Raw genomic sequence first — 20,501 nt, 5'->3', positions numbered from 1 at the left:
GCCCGTACGCGGGTGCGACGGAGGGAGCGAGGCGTGTCGGAGTCCGGGGGGCCGCGGGTGATCGGGAACGTCGGGGAGCTGATGGACGTGCTGTTCGCCTGCCGCGGGGCGTGGGACACGCCCGACCGCAGCGGCGATCCGGTCGACCTGCACGACCACGGGCTCCAGACGGCGGCGCTGCTGCGCCGCTCGCATCCCTTCGACAAGGAGTTGCAGGTGGCGGGCCTGGTGCACGATCTGGGCCACCTGCTGTTCCCCGGGGACGACGCGGGGCACGCCGACCACGCGGCGGCGGCGATCCGCCCGCTGCTGGGCGAGCGGGTGGCCCGGCTGGTAGCCCTGCACGTGCCGGCCAAGCGCTACCTGGCCGCCGTGGAGCCGGAGCGGACGCTGTCACCGCAGAGCGCGCTGACGCTGCGCGCGCAGGGCGGGGTGATGGGCGAGACGGAAGTACGTGCCTTCGCGGCCGATCCGGACGGGGAGGCCGCGGTGATCCTGCGCCAGGCCGATGACGCGGGCAAGGTGGTCGGCCTGGACGCGGGCGAGATGGAGGACTGGCGCCCGGTGCTGGAGCTGGTGGCGGCGAGGGCGTACGAACGCACGGCGTGAGCCCGCGAGGGCGCGAGGCCCTGAGCCCGCGCGTCGTGCCCGCCCTCGCCGGGCGGTCTACCAGTTGGCGGGCGCGTAGTCCTTCAGGAAGACGCCGTACAGGTCCTCGCCGAGCTCGCCGCGGACGATCGGGTCGTAGACCCGGGCCGCGCCGTCCACCAGGTCGAGCGGGGCGTGGAAGCCCTCCTCGGCCAGACGGATCTTGTCCGGGTGCGGGCGCTCGTCGGTGATCCAGCCGGTGTCGACGGCGGTCATCAGGATCTGGTCCTTCTGGAACATCTCCTGGGCGCTGGTGCGCGTCAGCATGTTCAGCGCGGCCTTGGCCATGTTGGTGTGCGGGTGGCCGGCGCCCTTGTAGCCGCGGCTGAACACGCCCTCCATCGCGGAGACGTTGACCACGTAGCGGCGGCCGGCCTCGGCCGCGGCCATCGCCGGGCGGAGCTTGCTGATCAGGATGAACGGCGCGGTGGAGTTGCACAGCTGCACTTCGAGCAGCTCGATCGGGTCCACCTCGGACACCGTCTGGATCCAGCTGTTGGTGTCGTGCAGGTCGGGGACCAGGCCGCCCGCGTCGATGGCGGTGCCGGCGGCGATCCGCTCCAGGGAGGCGGAGCCGGAGACCAGCGCCAGCTCGGTGATGTCCTGGGCGCTGAGCTTCTCGCCCTTGCCGGTGGGCAGGGCGGCGACGCGGTCGACGGTGCCGCTGCCGAAGGTGCCGATGACCTCGGCGGCGGGCAGCTCGCCGGCCGGGAGCGGGGCGTTCTCGGCGGCGACGAGCTCGCTGTAGGCGCCCGGGGAGCGGCGTACGGTCTGCGCGGCGTTGTTGATCAGGATGTCGAGCGGGCCCTCCGCGGCCACCGAGTCGGCGAGCGCCACGACCTGGGCCGGGTCGCGCAGGTCGATGCCGACGATCTTCAGACGGTGCATCCAGTCGGAGCTGTCGGGCATCGCCTTGAAGCGGCGGATCGCGTCATTGGGGAAGCGGGTGGTGATGGTGGTGTGCGCGCCGTCGCGCAGCAGCCGCAGCGCGATGTACATGCCGATCTTGGCGCGGCCGCCGGTGAGCAGGGCGCGGCGGCCGGTCAGGTCGGTGCGGGCTTCGCGGCGCGCGTGGTTGAAGGCGGCGCAGTCCTGGCAGAGCTGGTGGTAGAACGCGTCGACCTCGACGTAGCGGGCCTTGCAGACGTAGCAGGAGCGCGGGCGCTGGAGTATCCCGGCGATCGGGCCCTTGGCGGCCGCGGTCAGGGCGTTGCCCTGGGTCTCGTCGTCGATGCGCTCGGCGGAGCCGGTCGCGGTCGCCTCGGTGACGGCCTTGTCGTTGGCGGTCTTGGCGGCGCGGCGCTCCTGGCGGCGGCGCTGCTTGACCGTGCGGTACAGGCCGGCGGTGGCGCGGCGTACGGTGATGGCGTCCGGGTGGTCGACGTCGAGCTTGTCCAGCTCGTCGATCACGCTGAGGCAGAGGGCCAGGCGCTCGGGGTCGATGCCCGGCCCGTAGGCGTGGTCGTCCCCGGTCACGTGGTTGTCTTCGGTCACCGTCATGGCCGCTGCCGTTCCTTGCTCACTCGTCCGCATCCGCCTGCTGCGGAAGGCCCCAAAAGGGAAACTGTACGGATCCCCCGCGCCCGGAACCAAACCCGTTCCCGGTCCCCTCACCTACCGCGAGCGGGCTGTCACGGTATGGATCGGTTCGCGACGCTCCGCATGCGCCTCCGCGGCGGTCCGGAGCGGTCTCGACGGAGTCCCGAGCGGGTCTCGGCGGAATCCGGAGCGGGTCTCGCCGAAGTCTGTCCGGGCTCGAACTCCGGTGGAGAAACGTCGCACCGCGCGCCCCCTGACGGCCGGCCGGGCGGGGTGGCCTCCCGGCGCGAATGCGACGGTCGGATCGGCGCCGTGCTGCGACCGGGCGGCGCGAGGAGCGCGCTTCCGTGCCCGAGATGGCTGAAAGCACCACGTTCCACCCTCATGTACTGCGTCTGGAGTATGTCTCGAGTAGGACTTGTGACCTCCTGTAGGGGGAGGAATTGCCCGTCTGGGTGGGGCATTGTGGATTTCATGAGTGCCCTAGTGCTTTCGGTCCTCCTCTGCCTTGTGTCCGCCGTGGCATACGCGGGTGGAGCGATCGTCCAGGAACGGGTCGCGTCCAGTACGACGGGCCGGCCGTACGCCCCCGTGCGCCGATGCGGCTGGTACGCCGCCATCACGCTGAACGGCCTCGGCGCGCTGCTCCACGTGCTGGCGCTCGCGTACGGGCCGCTCAGCCTGGTGCAGCCCCTCGGGGCGCTCACCATCGTCTTCGCACTGCCGCTGGCGGCCGTCTTCGTACGGCGCCGGGCCGGCGCGGCCGCCTGGCGCGGGGCCGTGCTGGCCACCGTCGGGCTCGCGGGACTGCTGGCCCTGACGGGCGGGGGCGGACGGGACGAGCAGATGCTGGCCGGCAGTGAGCAGAGCGTGCTGCTGACCGCGACCGGGGCCGGAGTGGCCGTGCTGTTCCTGGCCGCGCACCGGATGCACCGGGCGGTGCTGCGCAGCGTGCTGCTGGCCGCGGCCGCCGGAACGGCCTTCGGAATGGCTTCGGTGTTCACCAAGTCGGTGGCCGAGGGCTTCAGCTTCGACGCCCTGGGCTCCCTGTGGCCGGAGCTGGCGGCCATCGTCACGCTCGCGGCCGTCGGGCTGCTGCTGTCGCAGGCGGCGTACCGGGGCGCCGGGCTGACCGCACCGCTGGCCACCGTGACGGTGGCCAACCCGGTGGTCGCGGCGGCGGTCGGGATCTCGCTCTTCGACGAGGGCTTCCGCTACGGGGCGGCCGGCACGGCCGCCGCGCTGGCGAGCGGCGGGCTGGCGGCGGCCGGGCTGATCCTGCTCACGGTCGTGCCGCAGCAGGTGCGCGGCGCAGAGCCCGCTGCCACCCCCGAACCCGCGCTCGCCCACGCGGGGCTCCGGGCCTCAGAGGTCGACTCCGTGGCCGCGGAGGTACTTCAGCGGGTCGATGTCGGTGCCGTAGCCGGGACCCGTGCGCATTTCGAAGTGCAGGTGCGGTCCCGTCGTGTTGCCGGTCGAGCCGGAGCGGCCGATCCGCTGCCCGCCGGAGACCTGCGAGCCGGCCTTGACCCCGAGCGCCGACAGGTGCGCGTACTGGGAGTACCGGCCGTCGCCGTGCCGGATGACGACCTGGTATCCGTACGCACCGGCCCAGCCGGCGGAGACGACTTCGCCGGAGCCGACGGCCTTGACGGTGGTGCCGGTCGCCACCGGGAAGTCGACGCCCGTGTGGTAGCCGCTGGACCAGGAGGAACCCGCGACGCGGTACGCGGTGCCGAGACCGGCGTCGACGGGGGCGAAGAAACCGCCCGCCGCCGGCTGCTGCTTCACTGAGGCGGACTCCGGGGCCGGTTTCTCGGCGGGCTTCTCGACCGGCTTCTGGGCAGGCTTCTCGGCGGACTTCTCGGCGGACTTCTCGGCCGCCGGCTCCACGGGCTTGACCGGCTCCGCCGTACGGGGCGGCTTCTCCGGGTTCTGCGCGGGTGGCGCGGCGGTGATGCGCAGGGTGAGCCGCTGCCCCGGGAAGATGAGGTCCGGGTTGCCGCCCAGGGTGGCCCGGTTGGTCTCGTACAGCGCCTGCCAGCCGCCCTCGACGTGCTGCTCGGTGGCGATCGCCGACAGCGAGTCCCCCGGTGCGACGACGTACGGGTTGGGCAGGACCGAGGTCCCGGTCGGGCGGGGCGCGGCAGCCTGCCGGGCCTGGACCTGAGGCTGACTCGGGGCCTGTGGTTGCGCCTGGGTCTGGACCTGGGCCTGCGGCTGGGCCGGTGCCTTTGTGCTCACGGCCGCGGGAGCCGGGCCGCTGCGGCTGAGCCCGGCCTGCTTTCCGCAGGCCGGCCAGGCCTGCGGGCCCTGCCCCTTGAGGACCTTCTCCGCGACCGCGATCTGCTGGTCCTTGGTGGCCAGGTCCGCGCGGGCGGCGTACGCGGTGCCGCCGAAGGCGCGCCAGGTGCTCTGGCTGAACTGGAGCCCGCCGTAATAGCCGTTGCCGGTGTTGATCTGCCAGTTGTTGGTGGATTCGCAGGTGGCGACCTTGTTCCAGGTGTCCACCGAGGCGGCGTGGGCGGCTCCGGCGCCCATGAGAGGGAGCGCGATCCCGGCGCCACCGGCGGTGACGGCGAGCGAGGCCCGGTTGATGCTGCTCGGCTGATACCGGCGGTGCCGGCCCCGTACACCCATTGGGAGCCCCCATTGAAGACATCAGGAACCGCACAACTTAACGTTGCGACCAAGACATGACAAGGGGCGCAACAGGGCGCACCCGAGCGGGAGTTGAGATCACGCCGGGGACCAGGGAGTCGGCGCGTACCGGGGCCGGGGTAGCGTCCGCACGGCCGCCGAGACCACCGCTCCGGTGGAGGAGTTCGGGCACGAGGGCAGCTTCGTGGCGGCAGAGTCGGCGAAGGAGTGCGTCGACGCGCCGGAGCGCCCGCGCCGCCTGATCATCATGGTGAAGGCCGGCGAGCCGACCGACGCGGTGATCCGCGAGTTCGCCCCGCTGCCGGGGGCCGGCTGGACTCGCACCTGATCGGGATCACGGCGGAGGTGCTCGCGCACACGGACGCCGCGACCGGCCGCCCGTACGTGGACCTCGTGGCCGATGCCGCCAAGCAGAAGGGCACCGGCCGCTGGACGGTGCAGATCGCCCTCGCCATGGGGGTGCCGGTGCCGGGCCGGCAGCGCGGAGTACGGCCGGGCGTGGATCCCGGCGCGGTGGCGGCCCTGTGACGCTGCGGCCGCATCGTCCGGGCCGCGTTCCCGGACCGGATCCGCGCCGCTCACGATGCCCGGCCCGGCCTGCCGAGCCTGCTGGCGGACGCCGGGTTCGCGCGGGAGATCGGCGCCGCCCAGGACGACTGGCGACTGACGACTGGCGTGCGGTACTGGTGGCGGCGGTGCGCGAGGGGCGCGCACCTACCGCCGCGCCGACCGCGAGGGCTCGTACCGCACGCTGTGGAGCGGCGACCGTTCCGGGGTCCGTACGGCCCGACGCGCGGCGGGGGCCCGCCGGGCCCCGCCGTCCGGGCTCGGCTCAGCGCATGCTCAGGTCAGGTCAGGTCAGGTCAGGTCAGCTCAGCGGGCCGGGCTGCGGGATCGGCGCGGGTCCGGGCGGCGCGGGCACCGGATCCGGCTCGGGCACCGGGCCCGGCACCGGGGGCACGGGCCGCGGCATGGGCGCGGGCTCGGGGAAGGGGCTGGGCGGAGGGGCCGGCGTCGGATCGGGGACGGGCGGCTGCGTCTCGTCTGCCCCTGCGCGTGTCTCTGCGTTTCGCACCATGGATCCACCTTCCCCTGATCCGCGCCGATGCGCCTGGTGGCTAGTGCTGGGGCGGACAGCTCCGGCAGGGCCGCAGCCCCGTCCGTGGCGTCACCACAGGCCGGAGTCCGAGTCGAGCTGCGCCTTGGCGGCCTCGACCACCGCGGCTGGCGCCTGGGGCGCCTGGTCGGGGTGTTTGGCGGCCCAGCTCGCGGCGTACGGGCAGAGCGGAACCACGGGCACGCCTTCGGCGGCGGCGATCCCGTAGAACGCCTTCACCAGTCCCCCGGCGATGCCCCGGCCCTCGTGGCCCGGCTCGACGATGGTGTGCACCGCCACCAGGGCGTGGGGCGGCGCGGCGAGCACGAAGTAGGCGATGAATCCGACCACCGCACCGTCCTCGACGGCCAGCAGCCGCCCGGCCTTCCGTTCGTCCGTGAACTCGACCGCCATGCTCCCCGACTCCCTCAGACTCGGGCAGCCACCGCGTGGGGGCTGCGCTCCTGGTCCGTGCCCGGTACCGGGGCGGACGGATCCGCACCCAGCTCGATGATCCGATTGTCCCCGTCGACGTGCACGACCCGCGGCTTCAGCACCCGCGCCTCGGCGTCCTCCACCTGCGCGTAGCTGATGAGGATGACGAGGTCCCCGGGGTGCACGAGATGTGCGGCGGCCCCGTTGATCCCGATGACCCCCGACCCGCGCTCGCCCTCGATGCAGTACGTCTCCAGCCGGGCCCCGTTGGTGATGTCCACGATGTGCACCAACTCTCCGGGCAGCAGATCCGCCGCGTCGAGCAGATCGGCATCGACGGTCACGGAACCGACGTAGTGCAGGTCGGCCTGGGTGACCGTGGCCCTGTGGATCTTGGACTTGAACATGGTACGAAGCATGGAGTAACTCCCGATTTGTCTGCTCCCTGCCCGCTCATCGCAGGTCAAGGGCGGTCTCCGCAGATTACAACCATTCGCATGTTCGGTCAGCTTTCCCCAGGTCTCTCAGGACTCGTGCTGACCAATTGCTGACTTTGCTGACGCATTGTCAGGCTGCTGCGAACCCCCTCCACGCCCCCGACGGAAGCCCTCAGTGGAGCCCCAGCGCCCTTCGCGTCCCGCGGCTTGAACGCATGGATCGGGCTCTGCAGGGAGTTTCGTGTCCGCTCACGTCTTCGCGTACGTTCCCGCCGGCGATCCGCTGTTCAGGAGAGTCGACGTCCGCTGGACGGCAAGGCCGGGGAACTGGTCGTCGAGGGGGGAATCCCCAAGCCGTGACGCGAAGGGCGGAGGGGACGCCACTGGAGTCCCATGTGCCCATCGGAACACGGGACATGCCTGCGCTCACGATGACCGCGGACGGGGTGGTGGTACGGCTGGTTCCGGCGAGGGGATTCCTCACCCGGCGTTCATACCGCGTCGATGCCGGCCGGTACCGGTTGGCGCCATGCTCCCTCGGCGAGAGCAGACTGCTGCTGGACGGGGAGCGGATCGGTGTTTTCACTTCGATCGGCGACGGCCGCGTGTGGGCCGAGTGGTGGCAGCACGAGAGCCGGCGTACGCCCGATGACGCCGCAGTGGGGTACCCGCCGCGCGGGTCGTCGTGGCGGCCTGCTTCGGCGGCGCCCTTGGCGAGGGCCGGCACGAGGACGTCCCGTAGGCATCCGGGAGGAGTCATCCAGCTGATCGCCACATCGGCGACCACGCCCGCGGCGCGTGCCAGGACGGGGCGCAGCACACCACGTCCCAGTTCCATGCCGGGACGGTCCATGCCGGGCAGGGCGAGAGCGTCTGCCCCACGGTGTTCGGCGGAGTGCAGCAGCCCTCGCACTTGCTCCAGATGTGCCACGCACGCGTCGCGCGGGCTCTTGTACGGATCCCCGTGCAGCGCGGTGACGAAGTCGGGGGTGGCAGGGCCCAGCCCGGGAACCGCGCTGCGGCAGCGGTGCCAGGGATCCTGTTGTCGACCCTCCTCGCGACCCTCGCGGTACACACACCCCCACACACTCGTAACATTGATCTGCAATTCCCGCAATCCGATTCATCCGATTGAGTGAAAATGCACCGACGGTGCGTGGATCATTTTTCCTAACTCCCCTTATGAGCTTAAAAGTTCGACGGTGACTCCGTGAGCGTGAACCCACCAAGCCGGGGTTCCCGACGGCGTTGGCAGGGTGCCACGATTCCGCTCGTCTGCTTAACAAGTTCAGGCGGTAGGGGGGTTGGCCGGACGGTCGACGCTGCCGCGTCTCTCCTGAAGGGCCTCGGTCATGGATTCTCCTACGGAATTTCCTCGTTCGGGTGAAGATCGAATGAAGTGTCATCCTCGTTGCCAGATCGGCATTTGGATCACCGTCGCCAGGATCGTTCTTGTCGGCCTCGGGCTGTTCACCGACAACCCCGCCGTGCGCGCGGCGCACAGGATCGCCGCCTGGGTGGCTTGCCACGTCCGAGAATCCGAGTGATGTGAGGATGCACATGCCTGAAGACGTCATCGAAGGTCCTTTTCCGTTGCCTGCCTCCAAGGAACGCCAAGAGCAGTGGATTGAGGCAGTGTTGGCCACGGACGGGGTCAACCTTCCGCGCGGCGCACTGGAGAACGTGGCGCCCTTCATCGCCGACCCCGGGGAAACGCTCGGAGACCCGGACTCCGACGGTGTCCGCAGACTCAAGGGCGGCGCGGTGCGCCGTATCCGCACGGATGCCGGTGAGATGCTGGTGGCGATCGTCCGCATGCACGGTGTCGGAGGAGTGCTGTGGAGCCACAATGAGCGCATCAGCTCGATCTGGCGTTCCGTGGCTGACCCGACGGTGGCACAGGGAACGGAGAAGACGCTGGCTTCGGTGCGCCCCTGGAGTCATGTCGACGACGAAGGACGCGAACGCTCCCTCGCGGCCCTGGAGAGTTCCGTACCGAACCGACAGGCGTTGATCATGGATGCCGAGGATGCTGCGGATGCGTTGTTGAAGTACGACCGGCTGCGGAAGTACGACCTCGGCGAGGATCTGGTCCTCAATGGGCAGCAGGAACCCGGAATGTACGTTCCACAGTACTTCCGGCTGCAGGACAATCCGGAGGTGGACACGGAAGGGAATCCACTCTATCCGGACGCGTACTGGGGATGGATGGCGGTCCGCGGGAATAATCGAACACAGAAGCGTCAATCGATCTTCCGTCTGAGCTCCGGGGAGGTACTCGCGGGCGTCCCGGCCGAGAAGCTGGGGCGGACCGAGGGCGGCGTCGTCTGCGACCCGCAGGTGTGGCTCGCCGAATTCTCCACGCTGCTCAACCGGGAATTCGCCGAAGCGGAAAAGGACTTGGACCCGAAGACCGGAGCGCGGGCGCACCGCGCCGCGGCCATCGCCGTCGTGGAAGCGCATCTCGTCATCGGCACCCCTACCCCGCAGCGCCTTTACCGCATCGTCCAGATGAGCAACCGCCGCGACCACGTGAACCCCCCACTGGAGTTTGATGCCGTCGGCCGTTCCCGCGCCCTGGGGCGTGGTGTTATGGGGATGTACGTCGCACGACAGCTCATGGACGAGAAGACCGCGGAAGTGCTGTCCGGGCTGGCGCCCATCCGTGAACTCCCCGATGTCTCACCGGACATGTCGGTCTCGGAGTTGCGGGATCGACGTTCCATGGCACTGCTACAGGCTCTGTTCCCCACCGACCCACTCAAGCGTCACCTTCTGCAGCGGGCACTCAGCGAGAATCCGCCGTCCCAGCTGAAGGCGACCGAGATCCACCAGCGTGCCCGGGCCTGGTCGGCCCTCACGTCCGAGAGCTACCCGAAGCCGTGGAATCCGAGGATCGGCGAGATCTTCACCACCAAGATCAGGGACGGCGTGGTCCTCTCTGGACGCCCGCTGCCTGATCTACTGGCCGCCGCGAACACCGACGACGACGCGTTCGAGGAGTTGGTCTCGTACCGTGCGGTGCACTGGCTGGCCTCCTTCGCCCTGGTGGAACCCGACCGTGGTTCGCTGGACGGCCAGGAGGCGATCGACGACGCGGGCGGACGGGTGGCCAGGGCGCGGCGGACGGTGACGAACGTCCTACAAGCGCTGCGCCACGAGAAGAAGCGGATGATGGCTGTCGGCGTCCTCAGGGCGCTGGTCGCGGCGATGGACGACGGGGACCGCAGGCCATGGCGGGTCAGCAGCAACGGGTTGCAGCTGCCGGGCCGTGAGATGACGCCCCTCTGGTTCGACATGGAGTTCCCCAAAGAGATGGGCACGCGGCCTCGCAAGGCGCCCGTCCCCCCGCTCGCCGCGCCGCCCACCACCTCCGCTCCACAGGCCGCGACCTCTGCGCGTGAGCAGGTCTGGGCCCACGCGGAGACCGATCCGCCCGCATTCACCGGAGCCACCGGTCCTGCCGCCGTCCTCCCCGCCCAGGGGGCGCCGGCTGCGCACCCAGCGCAGCTGGCGATCCCGGCGAGCCCTCACCCGGGTCCGCCTGCGGCGGACACTCTGATGGTGAGGATCGAGGAACTGATCCACGGTGTCAGCGAAGGATCAACCGAGATCCGCCGGCTGCTCCAGGAGCTGAGGAACCGGGCGGAGGACTCCCCGACTCCCCCGCCCATCACCCGTTGCCGGGCGGATGCGGCCGTACGCCGCCTCAACCAGACAGTTGCCCGCCTGCGCGAACTGCCCGAACTCGTCGAGACGATGGCGGAATCGGAGTGACGGGGCGCCATTGAGCCGGTTCTCTGCTCGAGCACCAGCTCTGCAAGGTACGCCCGCACGCTCTGCCCAGTTCAAGATCCGCCGCACCAAGGAGGCCCGCCTGCTCGCCAAGGAAAAGGCTCCTTGACGAGGCGAAATGTGAATGGCCCGTACGTGGCAGGGGCGACTCGGCGCAGACAGGTGACGTACGACGACGCCAATGCCGTGCCCGCAGAGGCGTCCTTGCTCCATGGCACGCGCGGGTCTGGAGGCGGCGGAGGCAGAGCTGGGAGCCGTGAACAGCAAGCTGCTGGATGCGGTCGATTCCATGCATTTGCAGTGTGTGTCATGGCGATGATCGCTCAACTATGGGTCCGAATCGATCAACGGAGCTTTTCGCTCCAGTCAAGGCCACCTGGCCTACCCGAACTGACTATGCTCGCCTCGCGTGTTGCGCTGCACTCACCGCAAGTCGAACGTCGCATTGCGCGTAGATGGAGCCTGGCCGCAGAGAGGCGTGATCACCGATGCGATCTCGAACCGGCCCGTCAGGCACACCCATTGGAACATCTTTGCTCGGCCGAGCGAAGTACCGACCGTTCTTGTCGGCGCACCGCATCACGCCAAGTCCACTAATTCCAGACTGTTTAGGGACCCTTCGATGGCTCGTGCAGGTTCAACCCCGAGAGCGCTGCCACGCGCAGTGGCTCCAGCATGGCTAATCCCCCCAGGTGTCCTGGCTGGGGCCTGCGTCGTGGCGCTGATCTGTGTTTCCGCGCAGATACGCACGCCGGTTGCCTGGTGCGGCCTCGTCGCGGTCGTCCTGACGGCCGTCACTTCGGCTGAGACGGCGCGCTGGGCGCGCTCGGCAGAGGCCACCCGCTACGCGCGGGCGAATGCCGAGGTACAGCGGTACTACGCGCAACGCGAGACCGCGCTGTTCGCGCGCTTGGCCGATCAGCGGGCCACCACTGTATGGCTCGCCGAAGAGCTCCTCCCCGCGGCTGTCGCCCGCCTGCAGAAGGGTGAGTCCGCTTCGGAGATCCTGCGGTCCGTCCCGTTCGGGGAACACCTCGACAGCGAGTTCGCCGAAGCGCTCCGGGGAGCTCTGCGAACGCTCCTGGAAGCCGTGGATGCCGAGGAACGCACCCGGGACTCGTCGCAGCGGGCACTGGTGGCGATCGCCCGGCGGGTCCAGGCGATCGTGCATCAACTCGCCAAGGACCTGCGCGACATGCAGATGCTGCACGGTACGGATGTAGTGGTCTCCCACGGCCTGCAGGACATCGACCATCGCAATGCCCTGATCGGGCGCCTTGCGGCCAGCATCGCGGTACTGGGTGACGCCCGGCCCGGACGCCAGTGGTCGAAACCGATCCCGCTCTACGACGTCGTGCGTGGAGCCATGTCGCGCATCGTGGACTATCCCCGCGTGAAGCTGCAGTCGGTGACAGAGGTGGCTGTGATCGGCCCGGGAGCCGAGCCGCTGATCCACCTGCTCGCCGAGTTGCTCGACAACGCCACGACCTTCTCGCCGCCGCACGCCCCTGTCGAGGTGACCGCGAACGAGGTGCCCTCTGGTATCGCGATCGAGATCGAGGACCGTGGGGTCGGGCTCACCGAAGAGGTCCGCCAGCGCATCGACCGCGTCATGGCTCAGGCATCATCCGGCATCGATCTGGCCGACCTGGGCGAGGCGACGCAGCTCGGCCTGCCCGTCGTCAGCAGGCTGGCCCGCGAGAACGGCCTCGACGTCGACCTGCGCACCTCCGCGTACGGAGGAGTGCGGGCCGTCGTGCTCGTTCCGCGGCGCCTGATCACCACAGTTCAGCCGCCCGCCCCGAGAGTCCAACAGTTCACGCCGAGGCCCACGGGAGCAACGACCCTGCCGAGGCCGACGATGACGCGCGTGGCCGCGGCAGATTCCGTCGAGGTCGAACAGGCCGACAACGGACTGCCGCAACGGCGACGCGAGTCGCCCGTCCCGGCACCGGTCGTCCGCACGACCCCTCATCCCCCCGCCGCTCCGGCCGCCACCCCGGGAACGGGCGGCGCACCCCGGCAGCCGGGCCTGATGTGGGAGGCGTTCAGTGGCGATAAGAGACCGGTCACGGGCCTTTCCATCCAAACCAGCGAGCCATCAGACGAGGGTGAGTAACCGTGCCGCCACTGCCCAACATGGACTGGATGCTCAAGGAGCTCGCAGCCAGCGTCCCGTACGTGCGACACGTGGTCGTGTTGTCATCGGACGGTCTGTGCATCGGTCAAGCGAACACGGAGCCCGACACCGCTGACGCGATCGCCGCTGCCTGCTCGGGCATCCAAAGCCTGGCGAAGGCCATCGCCCAGAAGTTCCCGCACGGAAACGGCTCGACCCACATGGTCGGGATCGAGGTCGACGGCGGATACTTCTCCCTCATGGCGGCCGGACCCGGGGCCTATCTCGCGGTGCTGGCCGATGAGGAGGTGGACGCAGGACTGCTGGGCGACCGCATGCGTACGCTGGTGTTCCGGATCGGGCAGCACATGACCAGTCCACCTCGTGATGACATCGGGCAGGCGATGTGACGTCACAGATCCAGGGTGCATGGGACGAAGGCAGTCCCGTGCCGCTCTATGTCATCACCGGTGGCCCGGGTTCCACGGCCAAAGCCTTCAACCTGGTCACCCTCGTCGCATCGAGGTCCGCACCCGAGCCCGGTATGCAGCCCGAGCAGGCAGCCATTCTCGCCATGTGCCAATACCCGCTGTCGGTGGCCGAGATCTCCGCGTATCTCAGCCTGCCGTTCAGCGTCATCACGGTGCTGCTCTCCAAGCTCGTGGACCACGAGCGAGTCGAGGCCACTGCTCCCGTTCCTGTCGCAGCGGTCCCCGAACTTGGCCTTCTGGAGGCGGTGATCCATGGACTACGCAGGCTCTGACGCACCCGCCGCCGGCCCCCGCCGCTCGGACGTGCTGCTGCCGCACGGCGCCCGGGGAGTCAAGGTCGTCGTTGTCGGCGGCTTCGGGGTGGGCAAGACGACCATGGTCGGGGCGGTGAGCGAGATCCCGCCCCTGACCACCGAAGAAACCATGACTCAGGCCGGCGTCGGGATCGACCACAATCCCGGCGCGAAGGGCAAGAACACCACGACCGTCGCTCTGGACTTCGGCCGCATCAGCATCAACGAGGAGCTGATCCTCTATCTCTTCGGCACGCCGGGACAGGAGCGCTTCTGGTTCCTCTGGAACGGCATCTTCGAAGGCGCGCTCGGTGCCGTGGTCCTCGTCGACACCCGGAGGATCGAAGTCTGTTTCGAGATCATCACCCGTCTGGAAGACCGCCGCGTCCCCTTCGTCGTGGCCGTCAACACCTTCCCCGAGGCGCCGCAGCACCCGATGCCAGCCCTGCGCACTGCTCTGGCGCTCAACGAATCGGTGCCCATCATCACCTGTGACGCACGCGACCGGTCGTCCAGCCGCGACGCGTTGCTCTCGCTGATGGGCTACCTGTGCACCCTCGCCGCCGCTCAGGAGTCCGTATGACCGTCCCACCCGCTGACCACACCACCCCGGAAGCAGGGCTCACCCCGCCCCCGGGCTGCCCGGCCCACACCGCCACGGGACTCGGCGCGGCGACCCGGCTCTGGGGCGCCGCTGCCGAGACCGACCCCATGGGCCTGTACGAAAAATTGCGCGCCGAGCACGGTCCGGTGGCCCCCGTCCTGCTCGACGGGGACGTGCGGGCCTGGCTCGTCCTGGGATACCTCGAGAACCGTGATGTGGCCAGCCGCTCCACCCAGTTCTCCCGCGACCCCCGCACCTGGCACGGCTGGAAGAGTGGCGAGATCGACGCCACCACCTCGCCGCTGGTGCCGATGATCGGCTGGCGACCCGACTGCGTGTGTGCGGACGGCGAAGAGCACCAGCGCCTGCGCGGCGCGGTCACCGCCAGCCTCAACCAGTTCGACCAACGCGGAATCCGCCGCCGCATCACCCGCTTCGCGCACCAACTGGTCGACGGGTTCTGTGAAATGGGCAACGCGGAGCTGGTCGGCCAGTTCACCGAGCACCTGCCCATGCTCGTTCTCACCCACTTGCTCGGAATGCCGGACGAGTACGGTCCCAAGCTCGTGCACGCCGCCCGGGACCTCTTCAAGGGCACCGAAACGTCGCTCGCGAGCAACGCCTACGTGCTGGAGACCCTCGAGCAGCTCGTCGTCGCCAAGCGCGCCGCGCCCGGGCAGGACATCGCGTCCGTACTGATGGCCCACCCGGCCGGCCTCACGGACGAGGAGGTGCAACACCACCTGCGCCTCATCCTGCTCGCGGGCTATGAGACGACCGCCAACCTCATGTCCAACGTGCTGCGCATGGTGGTCACCGACCCGCGGTTCCGCGGGTCGTTGGCCGGCGGACAGATGACCCTGCCGGAAGCGGTGGAGCAAGTGCTCTGGGACGAGCCGCCGCTGATGGTGTGCCCGGGCCGCTGGGCCACCGGTGACACCTCCCTCGGAGGACAGGAGATCAAGGCGGGAGACATGCTCCTGTTGGGCCTGGCCGCCGGGAACGTCGATCAGGCGGTCCGCCCGGACCCCTCGACCCGCGTGCACCACAACCGCGCGCACCTGTCCTTCAGCGCCGGTGCCCATGAGTGCCCCGGCCAGGACATCGGCCGTGTCATCGCCGACACCGGCATCGACATCCTGCTCACCCGGCTTCCCGACATCAGCCTGGCCGTGCCCGAGGAAGAGCTCACCTGGCGCTCCTCCACCTGGTCGCGGCATCTGACGGCGCTGCCCGTGACGTTCGCGTCCCGCAGTCCGGAAGCCCATGATGTGGTGCCACCGCTGCCGGCCGCGCCCCCGCCGAGCACCGGTATGCCGACGGCGCCCCCATGGCCGCTGTCAGGGCCCGAGTTGTTGCGCCCAACCGAGCCCCGCACTTCGTGGCGAGCGCGGCTGAGGCGGTTTCTGCGGAGGCGGTAGGCCTCGCGGCTCGCATCAGAGCCGAGCACCACCGCCAGCACCACAGCCGAGCACCACAGCCGAGGAGACTGCCGGGCAGCGCGGGCCGGCAGTCTCCTCCGAGCTGGGCCAGCACCAACCGGGTGCGCCCTTCACGCGTGCGTCGACGTCGTGAGGCCTGATGCCGCTGAGACGTACCGCTCGTCGGCGGGCACAGCGGCGGTGGAAGTCCGTTGCTCTTGGAACGGACCGTCTGCCGGAGCGTAGCGGGGCGCCCCGGTGTACCACGCATGGAGGCCGGCCAGGAAACTGCAAGCTCCCCGGAGCCACGCCTCCAGCTCGATCCGTTCGCCGTGGTTCAACCGGGCCCGCTGGACGACCGGGGGCAGTTCGCTCCGTATGAGGTGCTCGAAGTGGCGCAGTCGGGCGGTCACCAGATCGGCGGCCGCATGCATCGCCTCCTGGACGGTGATGCGCAGGGAGGTGTGGAGGACTATGACGAGGTTGTTGACGTCGTGTTCGTCATTGACTTCCCGCTGATAGGAGGCGATGTCGTTCGCCATCCCCATGTAGTCCATGAAGGCGTCGAGCAATGCGCAGAAGGCGCGACTGTGCCGGATCTGCTCAGGGATCCGTGCGCCGGTGGAGAGTTCGACGGAGTAGGGGGCGGTGTAGGCGGCAAAGCTTTCACGGCGGAACTGGGCATACTCGATGAGGTCCGGGACACGGCCGGCGCGAGTGTTGGCCAGTTCCTGAACTCCCGCGTCGATGTACCTTGCCAGGGCACGGTTGAGCCCCTGCTGCCAGTGCGCCATTCTCGGGGGGAACAGCCGTTGCTGGAGGTCGGCCATGCCCCTTTCGACGGCATTGGCCGGCTCCGGCAACCGGGCGCCCGGCTCCGGCGGCAGGAAGGCATGGAGGCGGGCGGTGAAGGCTTGTGCGCCTGCGAGGTCACCCGTCCGTTTGAAGGCGGCGGCGAAGTAGTCGTCCCAGGCCAGAGCCCAGAGGTTGAACCGGTGATTGAGCCGGAGGTCGGCGAGTGAGGCGTCAGGAAGAGCCCAGGCGGTCAGCTGGTCGACGGCCATGGCGTGGAACTGGGACGGGGTCCAGATCGCCCGGCGGGCCGACGGAGCTTCGTCGCTGTCCAGCATGCCCATCTCTCGCGCCCACGTCTCGGTCTCTTCGCGCAGGGCCAGCAGGTACGGATTCACCCGCACCCGGTACGGCATCCGCAGTATGGGCAGCTTGATGGCCTGCACTGTCATGAGATCCCTGCTTCCCTTCCCATGTACTCGCCACGTCCGCAGCAGCTCCGCGGCGTGCACGCCCCTGGTCGCGCGGCAGCGTCCGCGTGACCAGGACATGCGGATGCCGCGCGAGTACGACGAGCAGACCACCGGAGTTCCGGCACCGCGGCGGTACGAACCGGTGACGCCCCGTCACGAGCTCGAGATCATCCCGTGGTGGGTCTCCGGCGCGTCCGGGTCACGCCCCTTGTTCGGGGACTGGACGAGGCTCGCGCATGTCAGTTCCTGGGGCATGGTTTCTCCCTCCGAGACGGCCCGTAGGCTGACAATCCACTGCTGCCACGGAGCGGGCGCCGAACCTTTCCCACCCTTTGGTGCTCCAAAACGTGCGCCCACCGCGGCCAATCCGCAACCCCGCGTAGCCGTTCTCGGCCTGCAATTAAGGCTGGTTTGCGGGGAATGAAACGATCCTTCTGGGTCAACTTGGCTCAAATTCGATCCCAAAGCTAGCCATGATCGACCAATGCCCGTCAGTCGGCGTGCGCGGGCGCGCGGCCCTGACATGGCTCCGCGCGGTACGCGGCCCGCCGCTCGTGGGTTCGTGGCGAGCGATACCGACCCCCCGTGGCTGCGCGAAACGGGAGCGGCTCCGCGCGTTCACTCTGCGTTCCCATCGGACGGCGAGTCGTTTGAACCGGGGCCGCGCCACACCCTCGCTCTGCGGAGCGGCCCGGATCACTCGTGCTCCGCGGCCGCCGCTCCCCGCTGCCGACGCCCCGAAAACGTTAGAAAATGGAGTATGGGCGACTACCTGGGAGACTTCCGGCGTTGGCTGCTCGGCTTGACCACGCGTACTTCCTCTCCCCCTCGGCGTCCCCGCTCAGGACCGGCAGGACACCGCCAGGTGCGTCAGGAGGACGCCCAGCCCCCCAGGGAAAGGGCGCGGCGGCCGCAGCGTCTGTCCTCCCTGCTGAGCGTGCGCAGCGTGGCCGGCGAGGTGTTCCTCCTGCAGCTGGCCGTCGTGGTGCTTCTCGTCGCCGCTGCGGTGGTGGCGCTTGTGGTGCAGGCCCGGAGCGCCGCCATGCAGGACGCCCGGCACCGTACGCTCGCCGCCGCCGGAACGTTCGCGGAATCTCCGGGAATCGTCCCGGCCCTGCGCAGCCCCCATCCCAGTGCGGCGCTACAGCCGAGCGCGGAGGCGGCCCGGAAGATCTCCGAGGTCGACGGCATCAACGTGTACACACTCGACGGCGTCACCCTCACCCACCGCGACCCGCGGCAGATCGGGAAGCACGTCGTCGGCCCCTTCTCCAAGGCGGCGGCCGGCAATTCCTTCACCGAGACGTTCGAAGGGTCCCTCGGCCAGTCCGTGGTCTCGGTGGTCCCCGTCAAGGACTCCGACGGCCGCGTCATCGCCGTCGTCTCCTCCCCCGTCACGGTCCAGAACGTCCAGAACATGGTGAACCGGCAGCTGCCGGTCGTCCTCGGCAGCGCAGCCGTGGTGCTGACCCTTTCCACGGGCGGGACGGCTCTGGTGAGCCGTCGGCTGCTGCGCCGGACCCATGGCCTGGGACCGGCCGAGATGACGAGGATGTACGAGCACCACGACGCGGTGCTGCACGCGGTGCGAGAGGGCGTACTGATCGTCGGCGGTGGCGGACGGCTGCTGCTGGCCAATGACGAGGCGCGGCGGCTGTTGGATCTGCCGGTGGACGCAGAAGGGCTCCCCGTCACGGACCTGGGTCTGGAGGAGGGGATCGCCGAGCCGATCGCATCGGGCCGTCCCGCGACCGACGAGCTGCACATGGCAGCCGATCGGCTACTGGCGGTGAACGTCCGGCCCACCGCCCCTTACGGGCAGGCCGGGACCGTCGTCACGCTGCGGGACACCACCGAGCTGCGGGCACTCACCGGCAGGGCCGAGGTGGCCCGTGAACGGCTGAAGTTGCTCTACGACGCGGGGGTGCAGGTCGGAACGACGCTGAACGTGGAGCGCACCACGGAGGAACTGGCGGAGGTGGCGGTCCCGCGGTTCGCCGACGTGGTCACGGTCGACCTGCTGGACCCCGTACTGCGCGGCGAGGAGCCGTCCGAAGCAAGCACCGAGATGCGCCGCACCGCCTCTGCCGGCCTTCAGGGCGACCATCCGCTCTACCCCGTCGGCAAGCTGATCCGGTTCGTTCCCACCAGTCCCATGGCCGTCGGACTGACCGCCGGCCGTGCGGTCCTGGAGGCGGACCTGCGCGCCACCCACGGCTGGCGGGCCCAGGACCCGGCCAACGCCCTGCGGATCCTGGACCGCGGCATCCACTCCCTGATCTCCGTGCCCCTGCAAGCGCGAGGCGTGGTGCTGGGCACGGCCGGCTACTGGCGTGGCCAGGACTCCCCGCCGTTCGACAAGGAGGACGTGTCCTTCGCCGAGGAGCTGACCGCCCGGGCGGCACTGTCCGTCGACAATGCCCGCCGCTACACCCGCGAGCACACCATGGCCGTCACCCTGCAGCGCAGCCTGCTGCCCCGGGGGGTGCCGGAGCAGTCCGCCGTCGAGGTCGCGCACCGCTATCTGGCCGCCCAGGCCGGGGTGGGCGGTGACTGGTTCGATGTCATCCCGCTGCCCGGCGCCCGAGTGGCCCTGGTGGTCGGCGACGTCGTCGGCCACGGTCTGCACGCCGCCGCCACCATGGGCCGCCTGCGCACCGCCGTGTACAACTTCTCCACCCTCGACCTGCCTCCAGACGAGCTCCTGAGCCACCTGGACGAGCTGGTCGCCCACATCGACGCCGACGAGCAGGAGTGGCAGGGGATCACCGGGGCCACGTGCCTGTGTGCCGTCTACGACCCCGTCTCGGGGCAGGTGACGGCCGCCACCGCCGGGCATCCGGGCCCCGCTCTGATCCACCCCGACGGAACCGTGTCCTTCCCCGAGGTGCCCGTCTCCCCGCCGCTGGGCCTGGGCGCGGGTCTGCCCATGGAGACCATGACGGTCACCCTGCCCGAAGGCTCCCGGCTGGCACTCTTCACGGACGGGCTGATCGAGAGCCGCGACCGCGATCCGGACGCCGGCCTGGCAGCGCTGCGCGCCGCCCTGGCCGGGCCCGCCCGTACCCCGGAGGAGACCTGCACCGTAGTGATCGACGCGATGCTGCCCACCAGGCCCAGCGACGACGTCGCGCTGCTGGTGGCCCGCACCCGCCGACTGGACCCCGCGCGGATCGCCGAGTGGGATGTGTCCCGCGACCCCGCGGCGGTGTCTCCGGTGCGCAACGCCTGCGCCCGCCGACTGGCGGACTGGGGCCTGGAGGACATCGCCTTCACCACGGAACTCATCCTCAGCGAGCTGGTGACCAACGCCATCCGCTACGGCACCGAGCCCATCCGGGTGAGGCTGCTGTACGACCGCAACCTGGTGTGCGAAGTCTCCGACGGGTCCAGCACCTCCCCGCACCTGCGCCGGGCCGAGGCCACCGACGAGGGCGGCCGCGGCCTGTTCCTCGTCGCGCAGTTCGCCGAGCGCTGGGGCACCCGCTACACGGCCCGCGGCAAGATCATCTGGAGCGAGCAGACCCTCCATGACGGGACCGCACCGCCCGCGGCGGATCTCACGGAGGCGCTCCTGGCCGGGTGGGACGACGAGGGGCTCTGAGAACCCGGCGGTACGGCGGCCGCGGGTAAGCCGGCGGACACCACCGTCTGGGACTGCGCTGCCGAGGCCACCGAACGTACGCTGGCCTAGATC

Annotated in this window: 13 protein-coding genes and 2 pseudogenes; 10 read left to right on the top strand and 5 right to left on the bottom strand. The window is 69.9% G+C overall.

Annotated elements, in window-relative coordinates:
• The first annotated feature begins 81 nt into the window (after positions 1–81).
• On the top strand, positions 82–609 hold the full coding sequence (locus ACFWB8_RS19785; RefSeq protein WP_385228332.1) for an HD domain-containing protein: 528 nt from the start codon (positions 82–84) through the stop codon (positions 607–609).
• A 57-nt stretch (positions 610–666) separates the two neighbouring features.
• Here ACFWB8_RS19785 and ACFWB8_RS19780 read toward each other — a convergent pair whose 3' ends face one another.
• On the bottom strand, positions 667–2,148 hold the full coding sequence (locus tag ACFWB8_RS19780; protein ID WP_385228279.1) for an SDR family NAD(P)-dependent oxidoreductase: 1,482 nt from the start codon (positions 2,146–2,148) through the stop codon (positions 667–669).
• Between the two features lie 138 nt (positions 2,149–2,286).
• Here ACFWB8_RS19780 and ACFWB8_RS19775 point away from each other — a divergent pair.
• Positions 2,287–3,372, top strand: a pseudogene (locus tag ACFWB8_RS19775) (DMT family transporter); the annotation flags it as partial.
• 180 nt (positions 3,373–3,552) lie between these two features.
• Here ACFWB8_RS19775 and ACFWB8_RS19770 read toward each other — a convergent pair.
• The gene (locus tag ACFWB8_RS19770; RefSeq protein WP_385228276.1) at positions 3,553–4,827 is read right to left on the bottom strand and encodes a transglycosylase family protein; all 1,275 of its coding nucleotides are present in this window, start codon (positions 4,825–4,827) and stop codon (positions 3,553–3,555) included.
• A 148-nt stretch (positions 4,828–4,975) separates the two neighbouring features.
• Between ACFWB8_RS19770 and ACFWB8_RS19765 the strand changes: the two are divergent.
• A pseudogene (locus ACFWB8_RS19765) lies at positions 4,976–5,626 on the top strand (hypothetical protein); the annotation flags it as partial.
• Between the two features lie 390 nt (positions 5,627–6,016).
• Here ACFWB8_RS19765 and ACFWB8_RS19760 read toward each other — a convergent pair.
• Positions 6,017–6,358: a GNAT family N-acetyltransferase gene (locus tag ACFWB8_RS19760; RefSeq protein ID WP_385228273.1), complete on the bottom strand. Its 342-nt coding sequence runs from the start codon at positions 6,356–6,358 to the stop codon at positions 6,017–6,019.
• A 14-nt stretch (positions 6,359–6,372) separates the two neighbouring features.
• Entirely contained in the window at positions 6,373–6,798 is a 426-nt protein-coding gene (gene panD / locus ACFWB8_RS19755) for an aspartate 1-decarboxylase (RefSeq protein ID WP_385228270.1), read from the bottom strand.
• A gap of 1,578 nt (positions 6,799–8,376) precedes the next feature.
• On the opposite strand from panD, the gene ACFWB8_RS19750 reads away from it, so the two are divergent.
• From ACFWB8_RS19750 to ACFWB8_RS19725, 6 genes are all read left to right on the top strand, one after another.
• Positions 8,377–10,593 carry a hypothetical protein gene (locus ACFWB8_RS19750; RefSeq protein WP_385228267.1) on the top strand — a complete coding sequence of 739 codons (2,217 nt, stop codon included), beginning with the start codon at positions 8,377–8,379 and terminating at the stop codon, positions 10,591–10,593.
• Between the two features lie 733 nt (positions 10,594–11,326).
• On the top strand, positions 11,327–12,730 hold the full coding sequence (locus ACFWB8_RS19745; protein ID WP_385228264.1) for a sensor histidine kinase: 1,404 nt from the start codon (positions 11,327–11,329) through the stop codon (positions 12,728–12,730).
• Between the two features lie 20 nt (positions 12,731–12,750).
• The gene (locus ACFWB8_RS19740) at positions 12,751–13,140 is read left to right on the top strand and encodes a roadblock/LC7 domain-containing protein (RefSeq protein ID WP_385228261.1); all 390 of its coding nucleotides are present in this window, start codon (positions 12,751–12,753) and stop codon (positions 13,138–13,140) included.
• On the top strand, positions 13,137–13,493 hold the full coding sequence (locus ACFWB8_RS19735) for a DUF742 domain-containing protein (protein WP_385228258.1): 357 nt from the start codon (positions 13,137–13,139) through the stop codon (positions 13,491–13,493). Before ACFWB8_RS19740 ends, ACFWB8_RS19735 begins: the two co-directional genes overlap by 4 nt.
• Entirely contained in the window at positions 13,474–14,097 is a 624-nt protein-coding gene (locus tag ACFWB8_RS19730) for an ATP/GTP-binding protein (protein WP_385228255.1), read from the top strand. The genes ACFWB8_RS19735 and ACFWB8_RS19730 overlap by 20 nt, the downstream gene beginning before the upstream one ends.
• The gene (locus tag ACFWB8_RS19725; RefSeq protein WP_385228252.1) at positions 14,094–15,539 is read left to right on the top strand and encodes a cytochrome P450; all 1,446 of its coding nucleotides are present in this window, start codon (positions 14,094–14,096) and stop codon (positions 15,537–15,539) included. The genes ACFWB8_RS19730 and ACFWB8_RS19725 overlap by 4 nt, the downstream gene beginning before the upstream one ends.
• A 131-nt stretch (positions 15,540–15,670) precedes the next feature.
• On the opposite strand, the gene ACFWB8_RS19720 is transcribed toward ACFWB8_RS19725, so the two are convergent.
• Positions 15,671–16,783 carry a hypothetical protein gene (locus ACFWB8_RS19720; protein WP_385228249.1) on the bottom strand — a complete coding sequence of 371 codons (1,113 nt, stop codon included), beginning with the start codon at positions 16,781–16,783 and terminating at the stop codon, positions 15,671–15,673.
• A 958-nt stretch (positions 16,784–17,741) separates the two neighbouring features.
• On the opposite strand from ACFWB8_RS19720, the gene ACFWB8_RS19715 reads away from it, so the two are divergent.
• Positions 17,742–20,408: a SpoIIE family protein phosphatase gene (locus tag ACFWB8_RS19715; RefSeq protein ID WP_385228329.1), complete on the top strand. Its 2,667-nt coding sequence runs from the start codon at positions 17,742–17,744 to the stop codon at positions 20,406–20,408.
• Positions 20,409–20,501: the final 93 nt, after the last annotated feature.

The organism is Streptomyces sp. NPDC060031 (assembly GCF_042736805.1).
In the GTDB taxonomy this organism is placed as follows: domain Bacteria; phylum Actinomycetota; class Actinomycetes; order Streptomycetales; family Streptomycetaceae; genus Streptomyces.
This window is presented reverse-complemented; position numbering and strand designations above follow the sequence as displayed.

Coding starts and splice junctions, on each gene's coding strand:
- ACFWB8_RS19785 (WP_385228332.1), top strand. CDS start 82: ATGGACGTGCTGTTCGCCTGCCGCGGGGCGTGGGACACGCCCGACCGC.
- ACFWB8_RS19780 (WP_385228279.1), bottom strand. CDS start 2,148: ATGACGGTGACCGAAGACAACCACGTGACCGGGGACGACCACGCCTAC.
- ACFWB8_RS19770 (WP_385228276.1), bottom strand. CDS start 4,827: ATGGGTGTACGGGGCCGGCACCGCCGGTATCAGCCGAGCAGCATCAAC.
- ACFWB8_RS19760 (WP_385228273.1), bottom strand. CDS start 6,358: ATGGCGGTCGAGTTCACGGACGAACGGAAGGCCGGGCGGCTGCTGGCC.
- panD (WP_385228270.1), bottom strand. CDS start 6,798: ATGCTTCGTACCATGTTCAAGTCCAAGATCCACAGGGCCACGGTCACC.
- ACFWB8_RS19750 (WP_385228267.1), top strand. CDS start 8,377: ATGCCTGAAGACGTCATCGAAGGTCCTTTTCCGTTGCCTGCCTCCAAG.
- ACFWB8_RS19740 (WP_385228261.1), top strand. CDS start 12,751: ATGGACTGGATGCTCAAGGAGCTCGCAGCCAGCGTCCCGTACGTGCGA.
- ACFWB8_RS19730 (WP_385228255.1), top strand. CDS start 13,474: ATGGACTACGCAGGCTCTGACGCACCCGCCGCCGGCCCCCGCCGCTCG.
- ACFWB8_RS19725 (WP_385228252.1), top strand. CDS start 14,094: ATGACCGTCCCACCCGCTGACCACACCACCCCGGAAGCAGGGCTCACC.
- ACFWB8_RS19720 (WP_385228249.1), bottom strand. CDS start 16,783: ATGACAGTGCAGGCCATCAAGCTGCCCATACTGCGGATGCCGTACCGG.